This window comes from Bacillus sp. BK450, from assembly GCF_004364885.1.
In the GTDB taxonomy this organism is placed as follows: Bacteria; Bacillota; Bacilli; order Bacillales; family Bacillaceae; genus Bacillus; species Bacillus safensis.
On sequence record NZ_SOBQ01000001.1, the window covers coordinates 232524 to 253279 of the forward strand.

At 42.0% G+C, this 20756-nt stretch carries 23 protein-coding genes; all 23 read right to left on the reverse strand.

Features of this window, described 5'->3' with window-relative positions:
• Window positions 1-23 precede the first annotated feature (23 nt).
• The 23 genes from EV579_RS01165 to fliG are packed head-to-tail and all read right to left on the reverse strand — an operon-like array spanning window position 24 to window position 20746.
• Entirely contained in the window at window positions 24-2051 is a 2028-nt protein-coding gene (locus tag EV579_RS01165; RefSeq protein ID WP_034623624.1) for a chemotaxis protein CheA, read from the reverse strand.
• Between the two features lie 5 nt (window positions 2052-2056).
• A complete protein-coding gene (locus EV579_RS01170) occupies window positions 2057-3130 on the reverse strand; it encodes a protein-glutamate methylesterase/protein-glutamine glutaminase (protein WP_024424159.1) in 1074 nt (357 codons plus the stop codon).
• Entirely contained in the window at window positions 3127-4032 is a 906-nt protein-coding gene (locus tag EV579_RS01175; protein WP_024424160.1) for a MinD/ParA family protein, read from the reverse strand. The genes EV579_RS01170 and EV579_RS01175 overlap by 4 nt, the downstream gene beginning before the upstream one ends.
• Window positions 4026-5144 carry a flagellar biosynthesis GTPase FlhF gene (flhF, locus tag EV579_RS01180; protein WP_133743818.1) on the reverse strand — a complete coding sequence of 373 codons (1119 nt, stop codon included), beginning with the start codon at window positions 5142-5144 and terminating at the stop codon, window positions 4026-4028. Before flhF ends, EV579_RS01175 begins: the two co-directional genes overlap by 7 nt.
• On the reverse strand, window positions 5144-7177 hold the full coding sequence (gene flhA / locus EV579_RS01185) for a flagellar biosynthesis protein FlhA (protein ID WP_133743819.1): 2034 nt from the start codon (window positions 7175-7177) through the stop codon (window positions 5144-5146). Before flhA ends, flhF begins: the two co-directional genes overlap by 1 nt.
• A 29-nt stretch (window positions 7178-7206) precedes the next feature.
• On the reverse strand, window positions 7207-8295 hold the full coding sequence (gene flhB, locus EV579_RS01190) for a flagellar biosynthesis protein FlhB (RefSeq protein WP_034623630.1): 1089 nt from the start codon (window positions 8293-8295) through the stop codon (window positions 7207-7209).
• A complete protein-coding gene (gene fliR, locus EV579_RS01195) occupies window positions 8292-9071 on the reverse strand; it encodes a flagellar biosynthetic protein FliR (protein WP_024426982.1) in 780 nt (259 codons plus the stop codon). The genes flhB and fliR overlap by 4 nt, the downstream gene beginning before the upstream one ends.
• Window positions 9072-9077: 6 nt before the next feature.
• Window positions 9078-9347, reverse strand: a complete 270-nt coding sequence (gene fliQ, locus EV579_RS01200) for a flagellar biosynthesis protein FliQ (RefSeq protein WP_003211206.1) — start codon at window positions 9345-9347, stop codon at window positions 9078-9080.
• Between the two features lie 16 nt (window positions 9348-9363).
• Window positions 9364-10029: a flagellar type III secretion system pore protein FliP gene (fliP, locus tag EV579_RS01205; protein ID WP_024424164.1), complete on the reverse strand. Its 666-nt coding sequence runs from the start codon at window positions 10027-10029 to the stop codon at window positions 9364-9366.
• Window positions 10022-10681: a flagella biosynthesis regulatory protein FliZ gene (gene fliZ / locus EV579_RS01210; RefSeq protein ID WP_034623632.1), complete on the reverse strand. Its 660-nt coding sequence runs from the start codon at window positions 10679-10681 to the stop codon at window positions 10022-10024. The genes fliP and fliZ overlap by 8 nt, the downstream gene beginning before the upstream one ends.
• An 18-nt stretch (window positions 10682-10699) precedes the next feature.
• Complete coding sequence (locus EV579_RS01215) at window positions 10700-11062, reverse strand: response regulator (RefSeq protein ID WP_007499584.1); 363 nt, start codon at window positions 11060-11062, stop codon at window positions 10700-10702.
• Between the two features lie 27 nt (window positions 11063-11089).
• Complete coding sequence (gene fliY, locus EV579_RS01220; protein ID WP_044330634.1) at window positions 11090-12211, reverse strand: flagellar motor switch phosphatase FliY; 1122 nt, start codon at window positions 12209-12211, stop codon at window positions 11090-11092.
• Complete coding sequence (gene fliM / locus EV579_RS01225; protein ID WP_024424167.1) at window positions 12201-13199, reverse strand: flagellar motor switch protein FliM; 999 nt, start codon at window positions 13197-13199, stop codon at window positions 12201-12203. The genes fliY and fliM overlap by 11 nt, the downstream gene beginning before the upstream one ends.
• 32 nt (window positions 13200-13231) lie before the next feature.
• Window positions 13232-13660, reverse strand: coding sequence for a flagellar basal body-associated protein FliL (fliL, locus tag EV579_RS01230; RefSeq protein WP_133743820.1), 429 nt, complete (start codon window positions 13658-13660; stop codon window positions 13232-13234).
• A complete protein-coding gene (swrD, locus tag EV579_RS01235) occupies window positions 13657-13872 on the reverse strand; it encodes a swarming motility protein SwrD (protein ID WP_008344794.1) in 216 nt (71 codons plus the stop codon). Before swrD ends, fliL begins: the two co-directional genes overlap by 4 nt.
• Before the next feature lie 37 nt (window positions 13873-13909).
• Window positions 13910-14704: a flagellar basal body rod protein FlgG gene (gene flgG / locus EV579_RS01240; protein WP_073205183.1), complete on the reverse strand. Its 795-nt coding sequence runs from the start codon at window positions 14702-14704 to the stop codon at window positions 13910-13912.
• Window positions 14705-14721: 17 nt separating this feature from the next.
• On the reverse strand, window positions 14722-15168 hold the full coding sequence (flgD, locus tag EV579_RS01245; protein WP_024426978.1) for a flagellar hook assembly protein FlgD: 447 nt from the start codon (window positions 15166-15168) through the stop codon (window positions 14722-14724).
• Complete coding sequence (locus EV579_RS01250) at window positions 15168-16493, reverse strand: flagellar hook-length control protein FliK (RefSeq protein ID WP_133743821.1); 1326 nt, start codon at window positions 16491-16493, stop codon at window positions 15168-15170. The genes flgD and EV579_RS01250 overlap by 1 nt, the downstream gene beginning before the upstream one ends.
• Window positions 16494-17195, reverse strand: coding sequence for a MotE family protein (locus EV579_RS01255; protein WP_025092579.1), 702 nt, complete (start codon window positions 17193-17195; stop codon window positions 16494-16496).
• A 12-nt stretch (window positions 17196-17207) separates the two neighbouring features.
• Window positions 17208-17651, reverse strand: a complete 444-nt coding sequence (gene fliJ / locus EV579_RS01260) for a flagellar export protein FliJ (RefSeq protein ID WP_024424173.1) — start codon at window positions 17649-17651, stop codon at window positions 17208-17210.
• A gap of 8 nt (window positions 17652-17659) precedes the next feature.
• Window positions 17660-18976 carry a flagellar protein export ATPase FliI gene (fliI, locus tag EV579_RS01265; protein ID WP_024424174.1) on the reverse strand — a complete coding sequence of 439 codons (1317 nt, stop codon included), beginning with the start codon at window positions 18974-18976 and terminating at the stop codon, window positions 17660-17662.
• Complete coding sequence (gene fliH, locus EV579_RS01270; RefSeq protein WP_133743822.1) at window positions 18973-19737, reverse strand: flagellar assembly protein FliH; 765 nt, start codon at window positions 19735-19737, stop codon at window positions 18973-18975. The genes fliI and fliH overlap by 4 nt, the downstream gene beginning before the upstream one ends.
• Entirely contained in the window at window positions 19730-20746 is a 1017-nt protein-coding gene (fliG, locus tag EV579_RS01275; protein WP_024424176.1) for a flagellar motor switch protein FliG, read from the reverse strand. Before fliG ends, fliH begins: the two co-directional genes overlap by 8 nt.
• Window positions 20747-20756 lie beyond the last annotated feature (10 nt).

Below are 20756 nucleotides of genomic sequence, written 5' to 3' on the forward strand. Positions count from 1 at the left end.
TCAGACCGCTCCTCTATTGTTTTTTACTTGATCAGTGCATTACAGTCAACGATGAGTGCAACTTGACCGTCACCTAGGATCGTTGCGCCGGATATCGCAAATACGTTTGGCAGATAATCTCCTAGTGATTTCAATACAACCTCTTGCTGACCAATAAATGAATCGACCACAAATGCTGTCAGCTTGTCTCCTTTACGAACAACAATGATGTGCAGTTCTTCCTCTAATTCATTCGCATTTGGTACGTGGAATTGTTTCTTCAAGTACACGACCGGTACGATAAATCCGCGGAAATCAATCACTTCACGATCATGCGTTTGCAGGATGTCACTTTTCTTAATGACAGCCGTTTCAATAATAGAAGAAATCGGAATCGCAAATGTTTCCTCTTCTAGTTTTACAAGAAGAACGGAAATAATCGATAATGTAAGCGGAAGCTGGATCGAAAATAGTGAACCTTGTCCTTCTGTTGAGTTAATGCTTACAGATCCGCCAAGTGATTCCAGCTTGTTTTTCACAACGTCAAGACCTACACCGCGGCCTGAGATGTCAGAAATCGTATCAGCTGTAGAGAATCCTGCTGCAAAGATCAATGAATCAATTTGATGATCTTCAAGTGTTTCTGCTTCTCTTTCTGTGATAACCCCGCGCTCTAATGCTTTTTCAAGCACCTTTTTACGGTTAATTCCGCCGCCATCATCTTCTACTTCAATGAAGACATGGTTTCCGCTATGGTACGCTTTTAATAGAACCGTACCTTTTTCCGGCTTGCCTTTTTTCACACGTTCTTCTGGTGATTCAATCCCGTGATCTAGACTGTTTCTGAGTAAGTGCAAGAGCGGATCACCAATCTCGTCGATCACTGTTCGATCAAGCTCTGTCTCAGCACCCTCAATAATAAGCTCAATTTTCTTATTAAGCTCTTTCGTCAATTGACGAATCATACGCGGGAATCTGTTAAAGACAGTTTCCACAGGTACCATTCTCATGTTCAGGATGATTGATTGCAGGTCTCCAGAAATACGAGTCATTCTTTCGACTGTGTCTGTGAGTTCGTTATTTTCTAGTTCTTTCGCAATCTGCTCTAATCGGCCTCTATCAATCACAAGTTCTTCAAATAGATTCATAAGAGAATCAAGACGGTCGATGTTGACACGAATTGTTTTCGTTCCGCCGGCAGCTGCACCGTTATTGCCATTTGCTTTTGGCGCATCATTTGCTGGCGCTTTCGCAGCAGGAACGGATACTTCTTCTTTTTTCTGTTCAGGCTGCGCCTCTTGCTTTTCAGCTGGAGCTGCTTCTTCAAATGCGGAGACTTCAGAGATCTCAACCTTCTCAACCTCTGAGATCGCCGTGACGATTTTCTGCACTTCGTCCATCGGCAGTTTAGAAAGATAAGAAATGCTGAATTCTGATTCGAAATCTTCTGATTCTAACAGCTCTGCATTCGGAACGGTTTTGACAACCTCGCCTGCTTCATTTAATCTTTCAAAAATCATATAGACACGAACGGCTTTTAGTAAGCACGCTTCACTTAATGTCACGTTGAGTTCATAGCATTTGAAGCCTTGCTCTCTCGCTTCATCAAGAACTGTTCGTTCAAACTCGTTATAATCTAAGTCATTAGCAGCAGCTGATGCATCTGCTGTTTCAACGCTTGAAGCTGCCTCAGCATGGCTTCCTGTCACATCTAGCTTTTTACTAATCTCTGTGACATCACGTTTCCCGTCTCCTCCTTCTGCAATCGATTGAACCATTGCTTCAAGATGATCGAGTGCTTCGAACATCGTATCCATTGACTCAGGAGTGACAATCATTTGTTCATTACGGATAGCATCAAACATGTTTTCTAAATGATGCGTTAAGTGAGCCATATCATCAAAGCCCATCGTTGCACTCATGCCTTTCAATGTATGAGCCGCTCTGAATATATCATTCACTAGCTGCAAGTCGGTTGGGTTCTTTTCTAAATCAAGAAGTTTTTCATTACAAGTTTGTAAGTGTTCTCTGCTTTCATCTAAAAAGATATCTAAGTATTGGTTTACATCCAACGTGTTCACGCCCTCTCTTTTTTCATGGAGCTTATAATTGCATGTGCGATGTCATCCACATGCCTTGTTTCATGTGCAAGGCCTGCTTTAATGACTGATTTAGGCATTCCGAAAACAACACATGATTCTTCTTTTTCTGCAATGACTTTCGTATGACCGCTTGCGACCATTTTTTTGACACCTTCAGTACCGTCACTGCCCATACCTGTCATAATGACAGCGATTTTCTCGTAACCCTTTATGCTGCTGATGGATTCAAATAAATAGTTAACAGATGGCTTGTGCCGGCTTTCCGTGTCTTCAGGGGACAGCCTGATAACAAGTGACCCCCCTTGGTCATGAAGTGACATATTCATTCCACCAGGAGCTATGTAAGCCACTCCATTTTTCGCGATGTCTCCATCTTGCGCTTCTTTAATCGTAATTTGTGATAAATGATCTAACCTAGTAGCAAGTGATGCCGTGAATCCTGCTGGCATATGCTGCACAATCAATATAGGTGCCTCGATGTCCTTAGGCAGCTTCGTGACGACTCGTTGAAGTGCCCTTGGCCCTCCTGTAGATGTTCCGATAGTAATAATCTTTCGGAGTGAGCTGCCTTTTACAGATGGCAGCCGGGGTGCAGCCACTGGACTTGGCGGCTTTATCACCGGCTTAGGAGACATCTTCTCTTCAGTGCGTTTCCTTGACAGTCCTGCCGCAAGTACCCGCTCTACAATTTGCCCCCTCACTTTGTGCAAATCGAGCGAAATACTTCCCGAAGGCTTTGTCACAAAGTCAAAAGCACCGAGTTCTAAGCAATGGATGGTTAAATCTTTTCCTTGCTTTGTCTGGCTTGACACCATAATCACGGCAAGGTCGTGTTCAGCCAGAATTTGCTTTAATGCTTCTGTCCCATTTAAAACAGGCATTTCCACATCTAATGTGACAACATCTGGATTCAGTTCCTTGATCCGTTTTAAGGCATCTTCCCCATTTCGCGCCGTTCCGACGACTTCTATTTCTTGCTCGGCACTTAGAAAATCACTAATGAGCTTTCTCATAAAGGCCGAGTCATCTACTACTAGCACTCTAATCATGAGTCCACCTTCCTCCTTTTAAAAAAAGAGGACAACTTATCTATAAACGTATGCTGTTCTCTCCGTGCCTCTCTTATCTGCTGATGATATAGTGTTTCTGCCAGCATCTTAATGGTTTTACTCAGCCTTGAATGAGGCTGCTTCATATAGAATGGAATTTGTTCTGATACTGCTTTAGGAACCGCAGGATCATCAGGCACAGCGCCAGCAAATACAAGTTTTCTGTGAAGAAAAGATGTGACCACTCCTGCTAATTTCCGGTAGGTTTCAGACCCTTCTGACGGGGTTTTGCACCGGTTAACAATGATTTGCACAGACCGTTCAAACTGATGAATGGCTAAGTGTTTAATCGCGCTGTAGGCATCCATGATGGATGTTGGCTCTGGCGTAGTCACAACGACCACTTCTCCTGCCGATAAGACAAAAGGCAGCTGATCTTTTGACAAGCCGGCTCCCATATCAAAGAAAATACAATCGAAGTCCTGCATCATTCTTTCCATCTCTTCCAAAAAGAACGACCATTGATCTTTATCTAAAGAAAACAGCTGTTCAAGCCCGCTTCCGCCAGAAATGTAATATAGGTTATCCGTTCCTTTTGTCATGGCTGCTTGGAAGGATTTTTTTCTAACGAGAACATCTAATATAGAACTAGTCGATGTTTTCCCTAGTAAAATATCAATATTCCCCATCCCAAAATCAAGATCAATCACTAACACTCTTCTCTCTGTACTTGCGATAGACAGTGCCATATTCAGGGTCAAATTCGATTTACCTACCCCGCCTTTACCGCTCATGACGGCAATGGTTTTTGCCTGTCCGCTGGCGTTAAGAGGAGCCGGTGTGATCATTTGACTCTGCTGAACTAGTTTTCTTAACCCTTCTGCTTGGTCGGGCTTCATGATTGTAAAACCATCCTTGTTAGTTCAAGAGGCGAGCCTTCAAGAATATCCTCAGGCACATTTTGACCATTTGTTAAAAAACCAAGTTTGATTTGAGAGTCAGCAATGATTTGAAAAATGGTTCCCATCGTGTCCGTTTCATCTACTTTTGTAAAAATGAATTGATTGATTGGAACTTGTTCAAAGCGTTTGACCATGGCTTTCATGTCTTGATACTTCGATGTAGCACTCATCACGAGAAAACTTTGAATGCTCTCATCAAATGGAATAATGTCGGTCAGCTCTTTAATATACGCTTCTTCTTTAAAGTTACGACCTGCTGTATCGATGAAGATATGATCATACTCTTTAAAGGTCTCTTGGGCTTTTACAAAATCCTCTCTTGAATAACAAACCTCAAGCGGTGCATTCAGCAGTTCAGCATATGTTTTCAGCTGTTCGATCGCTGCAATCCGGTACGTATCGGTTGTAATAAAAGCAATTTTCTTTTGCTGCTGAATGGCCGTTTTAGCAGCCAGCTTTGCAATCGTTGTCGTTTTACCAGCTCCAGTTGAACCGAACAAAACAATGTATTTTGAAGAAATCATCGGCTCATCAGAGGTTTTAGCTGGCAGCATATCTGTCAGCAGTTGTTCAAGTTCTTTTTTTATGTGATTTTCTTTAACCGCACCCTTTGTTAAAAGACCCTTCAGGCATTCGTCTCGAATGGCATCATCAAGTCCTTGATCCTTTAGCTTTTGATCGATTGCTATGAGAGGATCAGGCAGAATACCCGCATGCCGTTCATTCCTCACATATTCTAAAGGCTGGGGATGAGAAGGCGCTGGTTTCGCCGCCTTGGGAGCAAATGAAGGCTCTTCGGGCAGCTTTTGAACTTGTTCCTTTTTTGGTAATACTGGAAGAGGCGGCGCAGGGTTTAACCCTTTACCAGCTCTTTCCTCGAAATCTTGATCCAGCACTGCAATCACTTCGACCATTTGCTGTTTCTTCAAACCGAACAGTTTGCGTTTGACAACGGTTTTAGAATTTAAAATAACGGCATCTTTCCCAAGCTGCTGCCTGATTTGAATCGTTGCCTCCTGCATAGAATTTGCTGTGATTTTTTTCATTTTCATTAGATATCCACCACTCCGATGCTCTGTACTTCCACATTTGCTTCTAGTTCGTTATAAGATAGTACCGGTAAATCTGGGAAATATCTTTCTAACAACTGCTTAACGTACATTCTTATAGGAGGTGAGCATAATAGAACCGGCGTTTCCTGACGAAGCGAAAGCTGTTCAATTTCTCTCGCCACTGATTGAATCACACTTTCAGAGGATTCTGGATCTAACGATAAGTAGTTTCCATGCTCTGTCTGCTGAACGCTGTCTGCAATCACCTTTTCTACTCGGCCTGAGCATGTCACGACTTTGAGTGATTCATTTTCTCTTGCATACTGTGCGGTAATCTGTCTTGCGAGCGCCTGTCTAACATACTCTGTTAATAAATCTGTATCAGTCGTTAATTTTCCGTAGTCTGCAAGCGTCTCAAAAATGGTGACAAGGTTTCGGATAGAGACCTTTTCTTTCAGCAGCTTCGCCAGTACTTTTTGAATATCACCGACTGCCAGCGGATTTGGTGTTACCTCATCCACTAAGACAGGATAACTTTCTTTCAGATGATCGATTAATTGCTTCGTTTCTTGGCGTCCGAGCAGCTCGTGTGTGTTTTGTCTAATCTTCTCTGTGATGTGAGTAGACACAACAGACGCTGGGTCCACAACCGTATAGCCTAGCATCTCAGCCTGATCTTTTTCTGCTTCTGATATCCATTTAGCCGGCAGGCCAAAGGATGGTTCGATTGTTTCAATTCCTTCAATCGGATCATCATCAGGCGTTGGGGACATCGCTAAGTAGTGATCAAGCAGCAGCTCACCTTTTGCTACTTCGTTCCCTTTAATTTTTAACCGGTATTCATTTGGGTTCAGTGCAATATTGTCCCTGATCCGGACGACTGGAATGACAAGACCAAGTTCGAGGGCAAGCTGCCTTCGGATCATCACAATTCGGTCTAACAGGTCACCGCCCTGATTTGCATCAGCGAGCGGGATGAGGCCGTAGCCAAATTCAAATTCAATGGCATCCATTTGCAGAAGATGAATAACACTTTCTGGACTTTTCATCTCTTCTACCTCTGCTTGTTCCTCCAGTACCTCTTCGATTTCTTCATGGTCTTGTTTGTTTTTCGACATCAGGTATGCGCCAAGGGCAAGTAAACCTGCGATCGGCCCTGTCAAAAGGATGCCGATTGGTGTAAACAGCCCAAGAAGGAAGATCGTGCCTGCTGTCACATAAAGCATGGCTGGGAATGCAAAGAGCTGCCCTGTAATGTCTGATCCAAGGTTTCCGTTAGAAGCGGCTCTCGTCACGACAATCCCTGTTGCCGTTGAGATGAGGAGTGCCGGAATTTGCGAAACGATTCCGTCCCCTACCGTTAATAGGGTAAAGTGAGAAGCTGATTCTTGAATCGACATTCCTTGCTGAAGCATCCCGATAATGATTCCAAATATAATATTGATGATGACGATGATAATACCTGCGATGGCGTCCCCTTTAACGAACTTACTGGCACCATCCATCGCTCCATAAAAGTCTGCTTCTCTCGCTACTTTTTCACGGCGGTTTCTTGCTTCACTTTCGGTCAGCATTCCTGCATTTAAATCTGCGTCAATACTCATTTGTTTACCTGGCATCGCATCGAGTGTAAATCTTGCCGCAACCTCTGATACACGCTCTGCCCCTTTTGTGATAACAATAAACTGAATGATGATCAGGATAAGGAAAACAACAAGACCAACGAGGACATTTCCTCCAACAACAAATGAACCGAACGTTTCGACAACCTTTCCAGCATCTCCTGTTGAAAGAATAGAACGTGTTGTAGAGATGTTTAGCCCTAAACGAAACAGCGTTAAGAGCAAAAGCAACGATGGAAAAATTGAAAATTGCAGTGGTTCTTGCATGTTCATTGTGGTGAGAAGCACGATAAGCGCAAGAGAAATATTAATAATGATTAAAATACTTAACAAAATGGGCGGAAACGGTATGACCAGCATCGCCACAATTAAAATAACACTGAATAAAACAGATAAATCTCTTGCTGACATGCCTGTTCTCTCCTTTTAAAACCAAAAATTCATAAAATCTTTTGTTTCGTTTTATAGACGTAAGCTAAAATTTCTGCGATGGCCTTAAAGTATTCTTCCGGCACCGCTTGGTCGATGTCGACCTGATCATAGAGCGCACGGGCAAGCGGGCGGTTCTCTACAGTCATGACATCATGTTCTTTCGCAATCGTTCTAATTTTCAAAGCCAAAATATCCGTTCCCTTCGCCACAACATAGGGCGCGTCCATTTTTTCTTCATCATACTTTAAAGCAATGGCATAGTGGGTTGGGTTTGTAATGATGACGTCCGCTTTTGGGACTTCCTGCATCATCCGTCTCATGGCCATTTCCCGCTGACGCTGTTTAATCTTTGATTTGATGAGCGGGTCACCCTCTGATTTTTTATACTCATCTTTGATGTCTTGTTTGGACATCCGCAAGTTTTTTTCATAATCAAATTTCTGATACATATAATCAAGCCCTGCCAAAATCAAAAGAGCACCAGCAGCATACAGCCCCATAATTAAGGTCATATTTGCAACGAAATGAAGGGTTTCCTCTGCTGTTAATAAAGGAAGCCGCAGAATTTCGTCAAAGTGCATCCAAAGAGCAATAAATGTCGCAAAGCCAACAAAGCCAATTTTCAAAATGGATTTTAATAGCTCTACGAGGGCTCGAATACTGTATATCCGTTTAAACCCTTTGATTGGGTCAAGCTTTTCTAATTTCGGTTTGATCACTTCTGCTGAAAAGAGAAAGCCGACTTGTAAATAGTTACTGATAATCCCCGCCAGCATGCCAACACCAAGGATTGGCATGAGGAGGAGCCCTGTTTCCTGAAGCAATTCCAAGAATAGTTGATGAATATTAGATGTGCTAACCTTCATTAGCATGGTTGTTGAATAAAAACGTTCTATGAGCGCGATAATCCGCTCTTTCATAAAAGGCCCAATAAAAAAGAATGATAAAAAGATTAATAGAAATGAGATGGCTGTATTGACGTCGGTACTTTTGGCAACCTGTCCTTTTTTACGTGAATCCCGCCTTTTTTTCGGCGTTGCTTTTTCTGTTTTTTCACCTGCGAAAAATTGCAAGTCTAGTCTAAGCCTTGTCATCATGACGAACCACCGACCAATGCTAAGAAATTCCTCATGGTGAGTACAATCGTTTCAAATGTATTTTGGACAACACCGAAGATGACGCCCATACAGATGATGATCATAATAAAACTCACACCCATTTTAATAGGAAGTCCAACCACAAATACGTTCATTTGCGGAACTGTACGTGCCACAATCCCCAGCGCCAAATCGACTAAAAACAGACTTGCCACGACAGGTGCCGAGATTTGAAAGGCGATGATAAACATTTGGTTGAAGCTCTTTGCGATAAAGTAAGCAAAGGATTCACTGCCGAAATTCAGCGCGTATTGATCAACTGCAATGTATTGAAAGCTGTAATAGATTCCATCAAGCAGCAAGTGATGTGCGTTTGTTGCCAGCATCAACAGCAATGTGACCGTATAAAAAAACTGTCCCATCAGCGGTGTCTGCGCCCCTGTTTGCGGGTCAATAATATTGGCAATCGCAAAACCCATTTGAAAATCAATGAATGAGCCGGCAATCTGAACAGCGGACACCATGATGTATGCAATCAGTCCAAGCAGAAGTCCGACCATTGCTTCTTTCACCGCAAGCATCATATAAAGACCGTCTATGTCGAGTGCTGGCGGTTCTTTTATGGTGCTAAAACTAATGACAGCTAAAAACAGGGAGAATCCAACTCTGTGTACAGCTGGGATCGTTCTATGCGCTAAAAGCGGTACTGTCACAAAAAAAGCGGTGATCCGGATAAAAACTAAAAGAAAAGCAGGGAATAATTCTATGATTGACATCGCTTGTTAACCTGCAAATCGATCTAAATTCGAGAACAGCTCTGTCGTAAAGGACACGATTGTTGAAAGCATCCATGGACCAAACACAACAAGCCCAATGAGTACAGCAACAATCTTAGGAATAAACGCAAGCGTCTGTTCTTGAATTTGGGTTGTCGCCTGAAACACACTGACAATCAGTCCCACAATAAGTGCGAGCGCTAGAAGCGGCCCACTCACAAGCAATACTACATACACTGATCTTTCAGCCATCGTAATGACAAATTCTGAACTCATGTTTTAAGCACCTACTCTAAAAGCTTTGCAGCAAAGATTTAACTATCAAATACCATCCATCGACTAAAACAAATAACAATATTTTGAAAGGGAGCGATATCATAACCGGCGGAAGCATCATCATCCCCATTGACATCAGAACACTTGCGACCACCATGTCAATAATTAAAAATGGAATAAAGATCATAAAACCAATTTGAAATGCCGTCTTTAATTCTGAAATGGCAAAAGCGGGAACCATCGTCGTTAACGGAATATCTTTAATCGATTCAGGTTTATCCATTTTTGCGTAATTAAGAAATAAAGCCAAATCTTTCTGTCTCGTATGTTTACTCATAAACTCTTTAATAGGCACTTCGGCTTTTTCATACGCCTGATTTAACGTGATGTCATCATTTAAAAGCGGCGTCAGCGCCTCTTTATTAATCTGTGAGAACGTGGGTGCCATGATAAAAAATGTGAGAAACAAAGCAAGTCCAACAAGCACTTGGTTTGGCGGCATTGAGTTGGTTGCAAGCGATGTTCTGACGAATGAAAGAACAATCACAATCCGTGTAAAACACGTCATCAAAATGAGAATGCCCGGTGCAACCGAAAATACAGTTAAAAGTAAAAGAAGACGGACAGATGTGCTGATATTTCCTGCACCGCTGGAATTAAATAAATCGATAAACTCATTCATTTTGTTTCGGGCCTTTCTTTCTGACTTCTGATTGGGTCTTTTTCAATTCGGCTAGCTGCGCCTTTAAATTGGCTGAAAAAGAAGAAGTGGTCGTCTGATCATGTTTCTTTATCTGCGATGTGAATTTTTGAACCATTTTTGGTAAATCGGTTTTGCTTTCCATCGCTTCTTCATATTGTTTCACGATTGCTTCACATTCTTGTTCATCATCAATCTCTTTTAGCAGCTGGATTGAGTCTGCTACGCCGACAACTAATACTCTTTTGCCCACTTTGATCAGCTGGACTGAACGGTTTTGTCCGACTGTCGTTCCGCCAATATTTTCAACATATCGAAATGGTTTGAGTAAGCGGTTTTGCTTACCAACAAATCTCACCAATCCATAAATAAGCAGGATGACAAAAAGTAAGGCACCAATCATTTTGACAAAATCCATAATGGAGACAGAAGAAGAGGGAACTTCTTCTGCCGGATTCGTTTGATTGTCAGTGGTTTTCTTCTCTGTATCCTTTTTGCTTTCTTTCTCACCTTTGAGCCAGTCATTCACTGTGCCATTCTCAGGATCTTTCGTTTCGGCAAACAGTGAGGCAGGCTGCATCGTCAAGAAAAGCATAAAACTGATCATTGCTATACATATCAAACGTTTTTTCAACAAATCTTACACCCTTTTTTAGCCTAACGTTTTATTAATTGCTTCAAGTACGCGGTCTGCCTGGAATGGCTTCACGATAAAGTCTTTTGCACCTGCTTGGATCGCGTCAATAACCATTGACTGCTGTCCCATAGCAGAACACATGATGATTTTTGCAGAAGCATCGATTTGTTTAATTTCTTTTAGTGCAGTGATTCCGTCCATTTCTGGCATGGTGATATCCATTGTGACAAGATCAGGAGATGTTTCTTTGTATTTTTCAACTGCTTGTGCGCCGTTTTCTGCTTCTCCTACTACATCAAATCCGTTTTTTACAAGAATATCCTTGATCATCATTCTCATGAATGCTGCATCATCTACGATTAATACCTTAGTAGCCATTTACTTATTCTCTCCCTATATGTTTGTTTATTTTAAATTAGAAAGTCTTTCTGACTGACTTAAAATATCAGTCACACGAACACCAAAGTTCTCATCAATGACAACGACTTCCCCTTTGGCGACGATTCGTTTGTTCACTAGAATGTCTACTGGCTCACCAGCAAGTTTGTCCAGTTCAATGATACTTCCAGCTGAAAGCTCAAGAACTTCTTTCACACTGCGCTGAGTTCTTCCAAGTTCCACCGTAATGGAAAGCGGAATGTCCATCAGCATATCAAGGTTTCCAAGCTGGCTTGTTGTATGCTGAGGCTCACTGAACGATTCAAATTCAACCGGCGCCACATTTACAGGTGCTGCCGGCTTTGGCTTCGCCTGTCTTTTCGGCGGTGCTGCTTGCTGCGCTGGGGCAGACTGCGTTTGCGGAGCTACCGGCTGAGGTTCAGGTGCACTCACTTCTTCTTGAACCGGCTCTTCTTCTTGCGCAGGATCTGTTAATTCTGCAATTAAATCCTTCGCAAATGTAATAGGATAAAGCTGCATAATATTTGAATCGATGAGTTCACCTATTTTTAATCTGAAGGATACTTTGACAAGCATTTCTTCAGCTGGAATGCGGTCTGTCCCTTCTCCTTCTTTCACATCAAGTAATTCGACGCGCGGCGGAGAAATATCAATCTTTTTATTAAAGACAGTCGACATGGATGTCGCAGCAGAACCCATCATTTGGTTCATTGCTTCTTGTACTGCACTTAAGTGAATCTCACTTAAAGAAGGGTCAGCATTTGTCCCGTCTCCGCCCATCATTAAGTCCGCAATAACTGCTGCATCTGTTTGCTGGACGACAAGCAGGTTACTTGCGCTGAAACCTTCCGTATAATTCACTTCAATAGCGACATACGGATGAGGAAATTCCTCATTCAGCATACTTTTTTGAATCACTGTAACAGTTGGAGTTGTAATCTCCACTTTTTGATTTAATAGGGTTGAAAGTGCTGTTGCAGAGCTGCCAAATGAAATATTTCCGATTTCTCCAATGGCATCTTGCTCCATTGCAGAAAGGATTGTATCAGGCTCTATATCGTCATTGCTGCCTCCTTTAAGGAGCGCATCGATTTCGTCTTGTGATAATTTACTTCCGTTATTCTCCATCTTCTTCACCTCTTATGTCGTGATCTAGAATTTGAATCGCCTGTTTCCGATTCACGCGGCCGGCCTGTCCCAAGAATTTCGGTTTATTTCCGACCATAACAGTAAGAGGCGCATTTACTGGTTTGTCCAAGGCAATACAATCACCAATTTCCAAATTCAAAAACTCTTCCACCGTCATTTCCGATTGTCCCAGCTCTGCGACTACCGGTATTTTTGCCTTCATAATCCGTTTTTCAATGGCCTTTGTTTCTTGCTGTTTTGGTTCATTTCGTTCAGACTGCATCCAGTAGTGTACAGACAGCTTCGGAATAATAGGCTCTAATACAACGTGAGGAATACATAGGTTAATAACCCCGCTTACCTCGCCAATTTGTGTATTAAGAGAAATGACGACAACTGTTTCGTTTGGTGACACCATTTGAACAAACTGGGGATTTACCTCGAAATCTGCCATTTCAGGCTCGATGTCGGTTATGGACTGCCACGCTTCTCTGTAATTTTCCAAAGCTCCCTCAAACATGTTTGAGATAATCTTTGTTTCAATTTCTGTAAGTGATTCTGTCTTATTATGACTAATGCCAATCCCGCCCATCAGCCTGTCCATCATCGCATAGCCGATTGTTGGGTTTACTTCAAGCATGATTCTTCCTTCAAGCGGGCTGACATAAAATAAGTTTAATAATGTCATATTAGGAATCGAACGAATAAATTCTTCGTATGGTACTTGGTCAACCGAGCTGACAGTAATTTGAATATATGATCTTAGCTGCGCTGAAAAATGCGTGGTGAGCAGTCTAGCGAAGTTATCGTGAATCCTTGTTAAACTTCGAATCTGGTCTTTTGAAAAGCGCAGTGCACGTTTAAAGTCATACACCTTCACTTTTTTCGTCGTTTCCTCTTTTTTCAGCTCTTCTGCATCCATTTCGCCTGTTGAGATGGCGGATAATAATGCGTCGATCTCATTCTGGGAAAGCACTTCTCCTGACATTTCTTCACCTCCATCGCGTTAATTAATCGCCTCTATTGCAGATTAAAGGAGGTTATATATACTTCTTTCACCTTGCCATCTTGCAAATAGTTATTCACTTTGTTTTTGACTTGTGTTTTAAAATGTTCTCTGCCTTTTTTGCCATCAAGTTCATCTGCATTCGTGTCTGATAAAATGTCAATGACAGCATCTTTTACCTGGAAACTTCTTTTTTCAAGCTCTGATTTTGCTTTTTCAGAGTCCGTTTCAATATTCAGGACAAGTTTGACAGCATTTCCTTCAGATTTTAAATTGGTGATAATCTCAGGAATTTCAACAGAAGCTTTTACAACTTCATCTGCTGTTGGCTCTTTTTCGGCTTTTGCTTCGTCTGACCCATTCAGCAGAAAAAAGATGCCTACTCCAATTCCGACGATGGCAATAATCATGATTAGCATTACTACGACTAATTTCTTCTTCATTCAAACTCCTCTATTCCTTGATTCAATGAAATGACTTGGATTTTTCTGTAGAAAGAAATGATTTTCTCTTGAAGCTGCTCTTCATCTTCTTTCACAACGAATTTCTTTCCATTGGCCAAAGTAATGGTCGTGTCTGGAAAGCTTTCGATTTGCTCGATATGGAGAGCGTTCAGCATAAATCCTTTGCCATTTAATCTTGTCACTTCAATCATATTAAGCAGAGAAGCGAGCATCCGCTCCCCCTACCTCCTATCGTTTCAGATTCACAAGCTCTTGCAGAATTTCATCAGATGTTGTGATCGTCTTTGCATTCGATTGGAATCCACGCTGCGCGATAATCATTTCGGTAAACTCGTCTGTTAAATCAACGTTTGACATTTCAAGTTTCCCTGTTTGAAGTTCACCTGTTCCTTGACTTCCAGGAGCGATGGCATTACTTGGCGCACCGGAACTGAGCGTTTGGCGGTATAGGTTATCCCCAATCTTATCTAATCCTCCTGCATTACTGAATGACACAAGTGATATTTGCCCAACAGTACGAGAAACGTTGTTCTCAACAACAGAAACTGTCCCATCCGGCCCAACACTGACACTTGACACATTGTCGCTTGGAATGTTGATTCTTTGCCCATCCATGCCAAGTAGATAGTTTCCATCAGGTGTTGCCAAATCCCCATTTGAATCAGGTTTGAAGTTCCCTGTTCTTGTAAATAGGATTTCACCTTGCTTTTGAATACGGAAAAATCCATCTCCATTAATATAGAAATCATATGGTTCGTCTGTATTTTGAGAAGAGCCTGGTTTCATGATTTTATCAATAGAAGATAAAGATGATCCTAAACCAACTTGTTTTGAGTTTATTGAACCAGAGTTGTTCGTCGGTCCACCTGAGCTTGAAATGGTTTGGCTGACCATATCTTTAAATGTGATACGGCTTTTTTTGTATCCGTGTGTATTGACGTTGGCTACGTTGTTGGCTACCACATCTAATTTTGTTTGGAAGTTTTTCATCCCGCTAATTCCTGAGTAAAGTGAGCGTAACATTTATTTTCCTCCTCGAATTACTTCGTTTTTTCTCCAACTGCTGTAACATCCCAAGGGCTGATTTTCGTTCCATCTTCTAAAACAAGTAAGTATTCATTGTCTATGTTTTTAACAGACTTCACAGTGCCCGATATCTCTTTATCATCCAATTTGCCCGATACTTCTTTACCAATCCAGCCTACATACGTCGTAAACGGATCTTGGTGTGCAACAAATGTAGACATGAGCTGATTCAGCTTGGTGATCGAATCGTTCATATTGGTTTGCTGTTCTAAAGATGAAAATGTCGCAAGCTGCGTGACAAACTCACGGTCATCAAGCGGATTTGTCGGATCTTGGTTTTGAAGCTGCGTGAGCAAAATTTTCAAGAATTGATCTTTGCCAAGCGTATCTGTTTTCTTTTCTGCTTTTGAAGAAGTGTCTGCTTGTGCGGCTGTTCTATTCGTAGCATCAACTGTTGCCATTAGATCTCCTCCTCTTCTTCATCTGACCCAACAAGAGCGTCCAGTACATCTTGAAATTCTGCTTCCTGTTCATCAGTCTGCTGGAAATTCTGTCCTTTTGGCTGCTGCTGCTTGTTTTCTTCACTAAACTGTCCAAATAACGGCTGCTCATTTGATTGAAGCGGTATATGGAAACGGTCCACTTGAACCGACATATTCGGAAGCGCCTGCTTGAGCTGCGGCAGATGATGCTCTAACAGCTCTTTCGCTGCTTGCGTCGAGGCTGTAATTTTACTCGCATACATACCGTTTTGCTTCGTTAGCTGAATGGTAATGAATCCAAGATTTTCTGGATTTAATCGAACGGTAAAGCGTCCGCTTGAATTGCCAAACGGCGTGAATTTCATTTGCTTCCACGTGTTTAGAATTTGCTGATCAACTGTTCCCGGCTTTTCATCAGTCGTTTGTGTCTGCTGAACAGGAGCCGCTGACTGCAGTTGGAAAAACTGCTTATGACCTGGCAAAAGTGTATGGGTCATTATTTTTTCAGAAGCTGGTGCAGCAGCGCTTTGTCCTTTAACGACTTCTTTTTTGAGAAGCCACTCAAGAGATGCATTCCCTTTTGCAGGAGAAGCGAGAGTAGATTCTTGCTTTGGAGAGACTAGTTCCTTCAACTCTCCTAGTGAAATTTTCCACTCTTTGTCAGATCCTTTCGCATTCGCCATCATATGGTCGATTAACTGATTAAAGTGCTTTAGCTCACTTTGAGTCATCGAATTCAGCTTTGGCGCTGATCCCTGCGAGAAGAACTGCTCTTTTACTTGCTGAATGAGTTTTTCATCTACCCCGTTTTTCGAAAGAAAGTGGATAAAGTCTTGACCTTTTCCTTCAATATCCTGCACAAGTTTCGAATCAAAGCTGAGCGGCTGTTGATTAAGCAATTGATAGATGAAGAAGTGGACTTGTATGAGCTGTTCACTATGTTCAGAACCTGGCTTTTCCGCTTGATCACCGTAAATGGAAGATTCCATTTTTTGGAATAATTCTTCAAGTGATTTGAGATCAGATGATTCAAGCGTTTGACCTTGTAGTGTTTGAAGCGCACTTAGTAGGTCTGCGCTCATTCCTTCTTCAGGTGATTGCATCCATTTTTCAACAATTTGCATCGCATCATTGATAGAAAGAGAGGCTGCAGCGGCTGTCTCAGCATGAACAGGACCGCTTTGAGCGCCTGCTCCGCTAAGCAATTGTTTAAACAAACCTCGTGCAGATGCCGCGCCGTCTCCTTTTAGCCCTGAAAGACCTTGAGAAGATTGCTGTAAGGCTCCAATATCCAATAGCTTCACTTATTGTCCACCCCCATTTTCACTTTCTTCTTTTTTGGCAAGCTCTTTTGTAAACGTTGCTGCCTTCTGAGGTGTCAGTTTTGCTAATATGTCTGTCAGTTTATTTTTGCTCAGCTCTTCAAGAATTTTTAACGCCTCTTTATCACTTAATTCTGATAAAATTTTGGCGGATTTTCCTGGGTCCATGCTTTCATAAATGCTGGCGACCTTTCCTTTTGTCTGCTGATTAGAGGATGCCGCTGCATCAGAGGACGTCCCTGCCGAGTTATTATCTGACGTGTTATTTGATGAGCTGTTATTCGATGAACTGTCATTGGCTGACGTATTCTTTGCATCATTTTCAGATGTTTTTTCAAGTGAGTTGATTTTTTGATTCAGTCTTTTAATCTCTTCATCACTTGTTTTCAAATCTTTTTGTGCAATTTCGAGTTCATTTTTTTGCTCTTTAATGGTCTTTTTCAGTTCTTTCAACTCTGCATCGCTTTGATCATTAGGTGAAGATGACGTTTTTGAGGTGTCATCTGAACCAACTAAGCTGCTAATCACCGGAATGTTTTGGAGCGGTTTTTTTAGATCAAAACCTGCCATATAAAGGATCGTGCCAGTGACAATCACAAGCACAATCAATGGGATGATGACAATAAACAAGATCCATTGAAATTTCCCGCCACCTGATTCCTTCGTTTTTTCCTTCTTAGGCATTCATCTCGACTCCTAATGTCCTTGAAACATGAATTGGCTGATAGAGATATCATCCATTTCTTTCATTTCAATTGCCTTATGTTCAAGGGAGAACTTTTCAAATTGCTTTTCTTTCATTTTTTCAAACTTTTTAAACTCAATGTTTTTTTCAGTTAAATCAGATTGTTTTTCATTCATTTGATGGCGTTTCATGATCACAAGCTGCTGATAATGCTGGATGGTGTTATCTAAATTGGTCACAAATTGCTGGTAATGACGCATTTCTTGAACACTCATTCCACTTCTCAGCTTTTCTTCTTTACTTTTTTCCATTAGTTCTTTTTTACTCATATTTTCATAGAGTTTTTCAGCAACTTGCTCAAATGCCGAAACGGATTGTTGGTATGCTGCGAGTGACTTGTCTTTTTCACTTTCTTTCAGTTCTAAGAGCTTTTGAAATTTGTATTGATATCTCACTGTTTTTGTCAATCCTCTCTATTCATCAAACTGAGCAATAAACTCACACTGTCTTCAATAGATACAGCCTCTTCTACATCCTGCTTCAAAAAAGAAATCAGGTGAGGGTAAGCCTGCATGGCCTCATCAATATCTTTGGAGGAGCCTTTTTTATATGCTCCAATATTAATGAGATCTTCAGCGTTTTGATAAGTGGATAAAAGCTGGCGGAACCGGTTAGCCGCTTCCTTGTGATCATGACTTGCGATATTGCTCATGACACGGCTGATACTTTTCAAAATGTTAACAGCGGGAAATTGTCCTTTGTTGGCTAAAGCACGATCAAGTACAATGTGCCCGTCAAGGATCCCCCTCACTGTATCAGCGATGGGCTCGTTCATATCGTCCCCATCAACAAGCACTGTGTAAAACGCTGTGATGGAACCAAGTTGATTTGTCCCAGTTCGTTCGAGCAATTTTGGCAGTATAGCGAACACTGAAGGTGTATATCCTTTTGTTGTTGGCGGCTCGCCAGTTGCGAGTCCTATTTCCCTTTGCGCCATGGCGACCCTTGTAACAGAATCCATCATGAACATGACATTTTTGCCTCTGTCCCTGAAATACTCCGCAATAGCTGTTGCTGTATACGCAGCTTTCAGTCTCGTCAGTGCAGGCTGGTCAGAAGTTGCAACGACAACAATGGATCGCTTCAGTCCTTCAGCACCTAAATCCTTTTCAATAAACTCACGAACTTCACGGCCACGCTCTCCAACAAGAGCAATGACATTCAGGTCTGCTTCTGTCTGCTTTGCAATCATCCCCATTAAGGTACTTTTTCCAACACCGCTTCCGGCAAAAATCCCGATCCTTTGACCAGTGCCAACTGTGAGCAGACTGTCAATGACTCTAACACCGACACCCATCTTTTCTCGAATAGGTGGCCTGTCCATTGGATTTGGGGGTGACTGATCTGTCGAAACAGGTGCAAGTCCTTTTGGAAGCATACTGCCATCAAGCGGATCACCGAAGGCATCAACGACTTCACCAATTAATCCAGTCCCTACTTTGACCTTCAGCGACTCACCCGTCGCTTCAACAAGACTTCCTGGTGAAATATTGGATGCTTCTACATAAGGCATGAGCAGAATGTTTTCATCTCTAAACCCTACGACCTCTGCTTTTATCGGATGGTGCTTGCTCCCTTTTTTATGAATGAGACATACATCACCGATCGAACTCTCCGGTCCCTTAGATTCAATCATCAGCCCAACCACTCGATTGACTTTACCAAATCGTTTATAAGGATCAGCGGTTTCAATCGTTTCTTTTAGCACATCCATTTTCATTTGTGATCACCTGAATCAATGACTTCTAATAATTTTTCTTTCAACTGATTCATTTGGGTATCAACACTCGCTTCCACTTTTCCAAAACTTGTTTCTACGTAACAAGTTCCTTTTGGCGCTTTTTCATCCGAGTAAATGGCAAGGTGTGTATCCTTTTGAAGGATTCTAATCAATTCGTCTTTATATTCCATCACATGCTCGTAATGTTCAGGGTCAACATAGATGGAAATATCATCATATTCTTTCACTTCTGAAATGACCTGCTTCACAAGAGCCAAAAATGGATCTTTCGTGTCCTCAGCTGCATTCCAAACGCGTTTGGCGAGTTCAAAAGCGAGTTCCACAATTTGCTCAGCAGAGCTTTCAATTTTTTCTTCGTAGTCCTGCCTTGCAAGACGAACGATGTCATTTGCTTGATCAAGAATAGCTTGGTACTGCAAATTCGCATCTGCTTCGCCCTTTTGGAAGCCGTCTTGATAACCTGCTTGTTTCGCTTCTTCAATGAGCTGCATTCTTTCTTCTTCAAAATCAGTTCTGCGCTGATTGATATCAGCCATTGTTTTTTCCAGCTCACTGTTTGCTTGTTCTAATATGCGGCTCGCTTGATCTTCTGCATCACTGAGTACTAGCTGCGATGCTTCGGTTTCATTGACAAGCTCTTCTTCGTGATGTTCTCTTTTAAAGTTTACTTGCTGTAACGGAATCGTTTGCCGTCCTTGTTCAGGAATAACAGATGTTTCATGTTTGATAATCCTAGACAATGATATCGTCTCCTCCGCCTCGAGCTATGACGATTTCTCCAGCTTCCTCAAGTCGTCTTACGATGCTGACAATACGGGTTTGTGCTTCCTCGACATCTCTAAGCCGGACAGGCCCCATAAACTCCATTTCTTCTTTGAATGTTTCGACCATCCGCTGTGACATGTTGCGGAAGACAATTTCTTTGACCTCTTCGCTTGCCACTTTGAGTGCGAGCAATAAGTCATCATTTTCAACATCTCTGATGACGCGCTGAATCGCTCTGCTGTCAAGAGTGACAATATCTTCAAAGACAAACATACGTTTCTTAATTTCATCCGCAAGCTCTGGATCTTGAATTTCAAGTGTGTCTAAAATGGTCTTCTCAGTAGCACGGTCTACACCATTTAGCACTTCTACAACCGCTTCGACTCCGCCCGTTTGCGTATAGTCCTGCGTAAAGGTTGAAGAAAGCTTTTGTTCAAGAATACGTTCCACCTCATTGATGATCTCTGGAGATGTGCGGTCCATTAAGGCAATACGTCTCGCAACCTCAGTTTGTACTTCCTCGCCTAGCTCAGATAAAATTTGCCCAGCCTGCACTGGATCCAGGTAGGAAAGGATAAGTGCAATCGTTTGTGGATGCTCATGCTGGATAAAGTTTAAAATTTGTTCTGGCTCAGCCTTTCGAGCAAAATCAAATGGTTTCACTTGAAGAGAGGATGTCAGCCTGTTTAAGATGCTGTCCGCTTTATCCTCACCAAGCGCTTTTTCAAGCACTTGTCTTGCGTACATAAGACCGCCCTGCGATATGTAGTCCTGCGCGATGGCAATGCTGTGAAACTCTTCGATGACTTCATCTTTTTTAGCAGTATCTACACTTCGTACATTGGAAATTTCTAATGTTAATTTTTCTATTTCGTCTTCAGACAGATGTTTGTATACAGATGCTGACACGTCTAGCCCTAAGGAAATCATTAGGATTGCTGCTTTTTGTCTGCCTGTTAGTCGATTTGGATCTTTTCTCGACATGTGTATTCCT

Bases quoted from the DNA above. Each gene is read 5' to 3' on its own strand.
- flhB (WP_034623630.1), bottom strand. From the start codon at position 8,295: ATGATGACAAGGCTTAGACTAGACTTGCAATTTTTCGCAGGTGAAAAA.
- fliM (WP_024424167.1), bottom strand. From the start codon at position 13,199: ATGTCAGGAGAAGTGCTTTCCCAGAATGAGATCGACGCATTATTATCC.
- EV579_RS01215 (WP_007499584.1), bottom strand. From the start codon at position 11,062: ATGGCTACTAAGGTATTAATCGTAGATGATGCAGCATTCATGAGAATG.
- EV579_RS01170 (WP_024424159.1), bottom strand. From the start codon at position 3,130: ATGATTAGAGTGCTAGTAGTAGATGACTCGGCCTTTATGAGAAAGCTC.
- fliP (WP_024424164.1), bottom strand. From the start codon at position 10,029: ATGAATGAGTTTATCGATTTATTTAATTCCAGCGGTGCAGGAAATATC.
- fliY (WP_044330634.1), bottom strand. From the start codon at position 12,211: ATGGAGAATAACGGAAGTAAATTATCACAAGACGAAATCGATGCGCTC.
- fliR (WP_024426982.1), bottom strand. From the start codon at position 9,071: ATGTCAATCATAGAATTATTCCCTGCTTTTCTTTTAGTTTTTATCCGG.
- flgG (WP_073205183.1), bottom strand. From the start codon at position 14,704: ATGTTACGCTCACTTTACTCAGGAATTAGCGGGATGAAAAACTTCCAA.
- fliG (WP_024424176.1), bottom strand. From the start codon at position 20,746: ATGTCGAGAAAAGATCCAAATCGACTAACAGGCAGACAAAAAGCAGCA.
- EV579_RS01255 (WP_025092579.1), bottom strand. From the start codon at position 17,195: ATGCCTAAGAAGGAAAAAACGAAGGAATCAGGTGGCGGGAAATTTCAA.
- swrD (WP_008344794.1), bottom strand. From the start codon at position 13,872: ATGATTGAAGTGACAAGATTAAATGGCAAAGGATTTATGCTGAACGCT.
- fliI (WP_024424174.1), bottom strand. From the start codon at position 18,976: ATGAAAATGGATGTGCTAAAAGAAACGATTGAAACCGCTGATCCTTAT.
- flhA (WP_133743819.1), bottom strand. From the start codon at position 7,177: ATGTCAGCAAGAGATTTATCTGTTTTATTCAGTGTTATTTTAATTGTG.
- fliL (WP_133743820.1), bottom strand. From the start codon at position 13,660: ATGAAGAAGAAATTAGTCGTAGTAATGCTAATCATGATTATTGCCATC.
- fliQ (WP_003211206.1), bottom strand. From the start codon at position 9,347: ATGAGTTCAGAATTTGTCATTACGATGGCTGAAAGATCAGTGTATGTA.
- flgD (WP_024426978.1), bottom strand. From the start codon at position 15,168: ATGGCAACAGTTGATGCTACGAATAGAACAGCCGCACAAGCAGACACT.
- flhF (WP_133743818.1), bottom strand. From the start codon at position 5,144: ATGAAAATGAAAAAAATCACAGCAAATTCTATGCAGGAGGCAACGATT.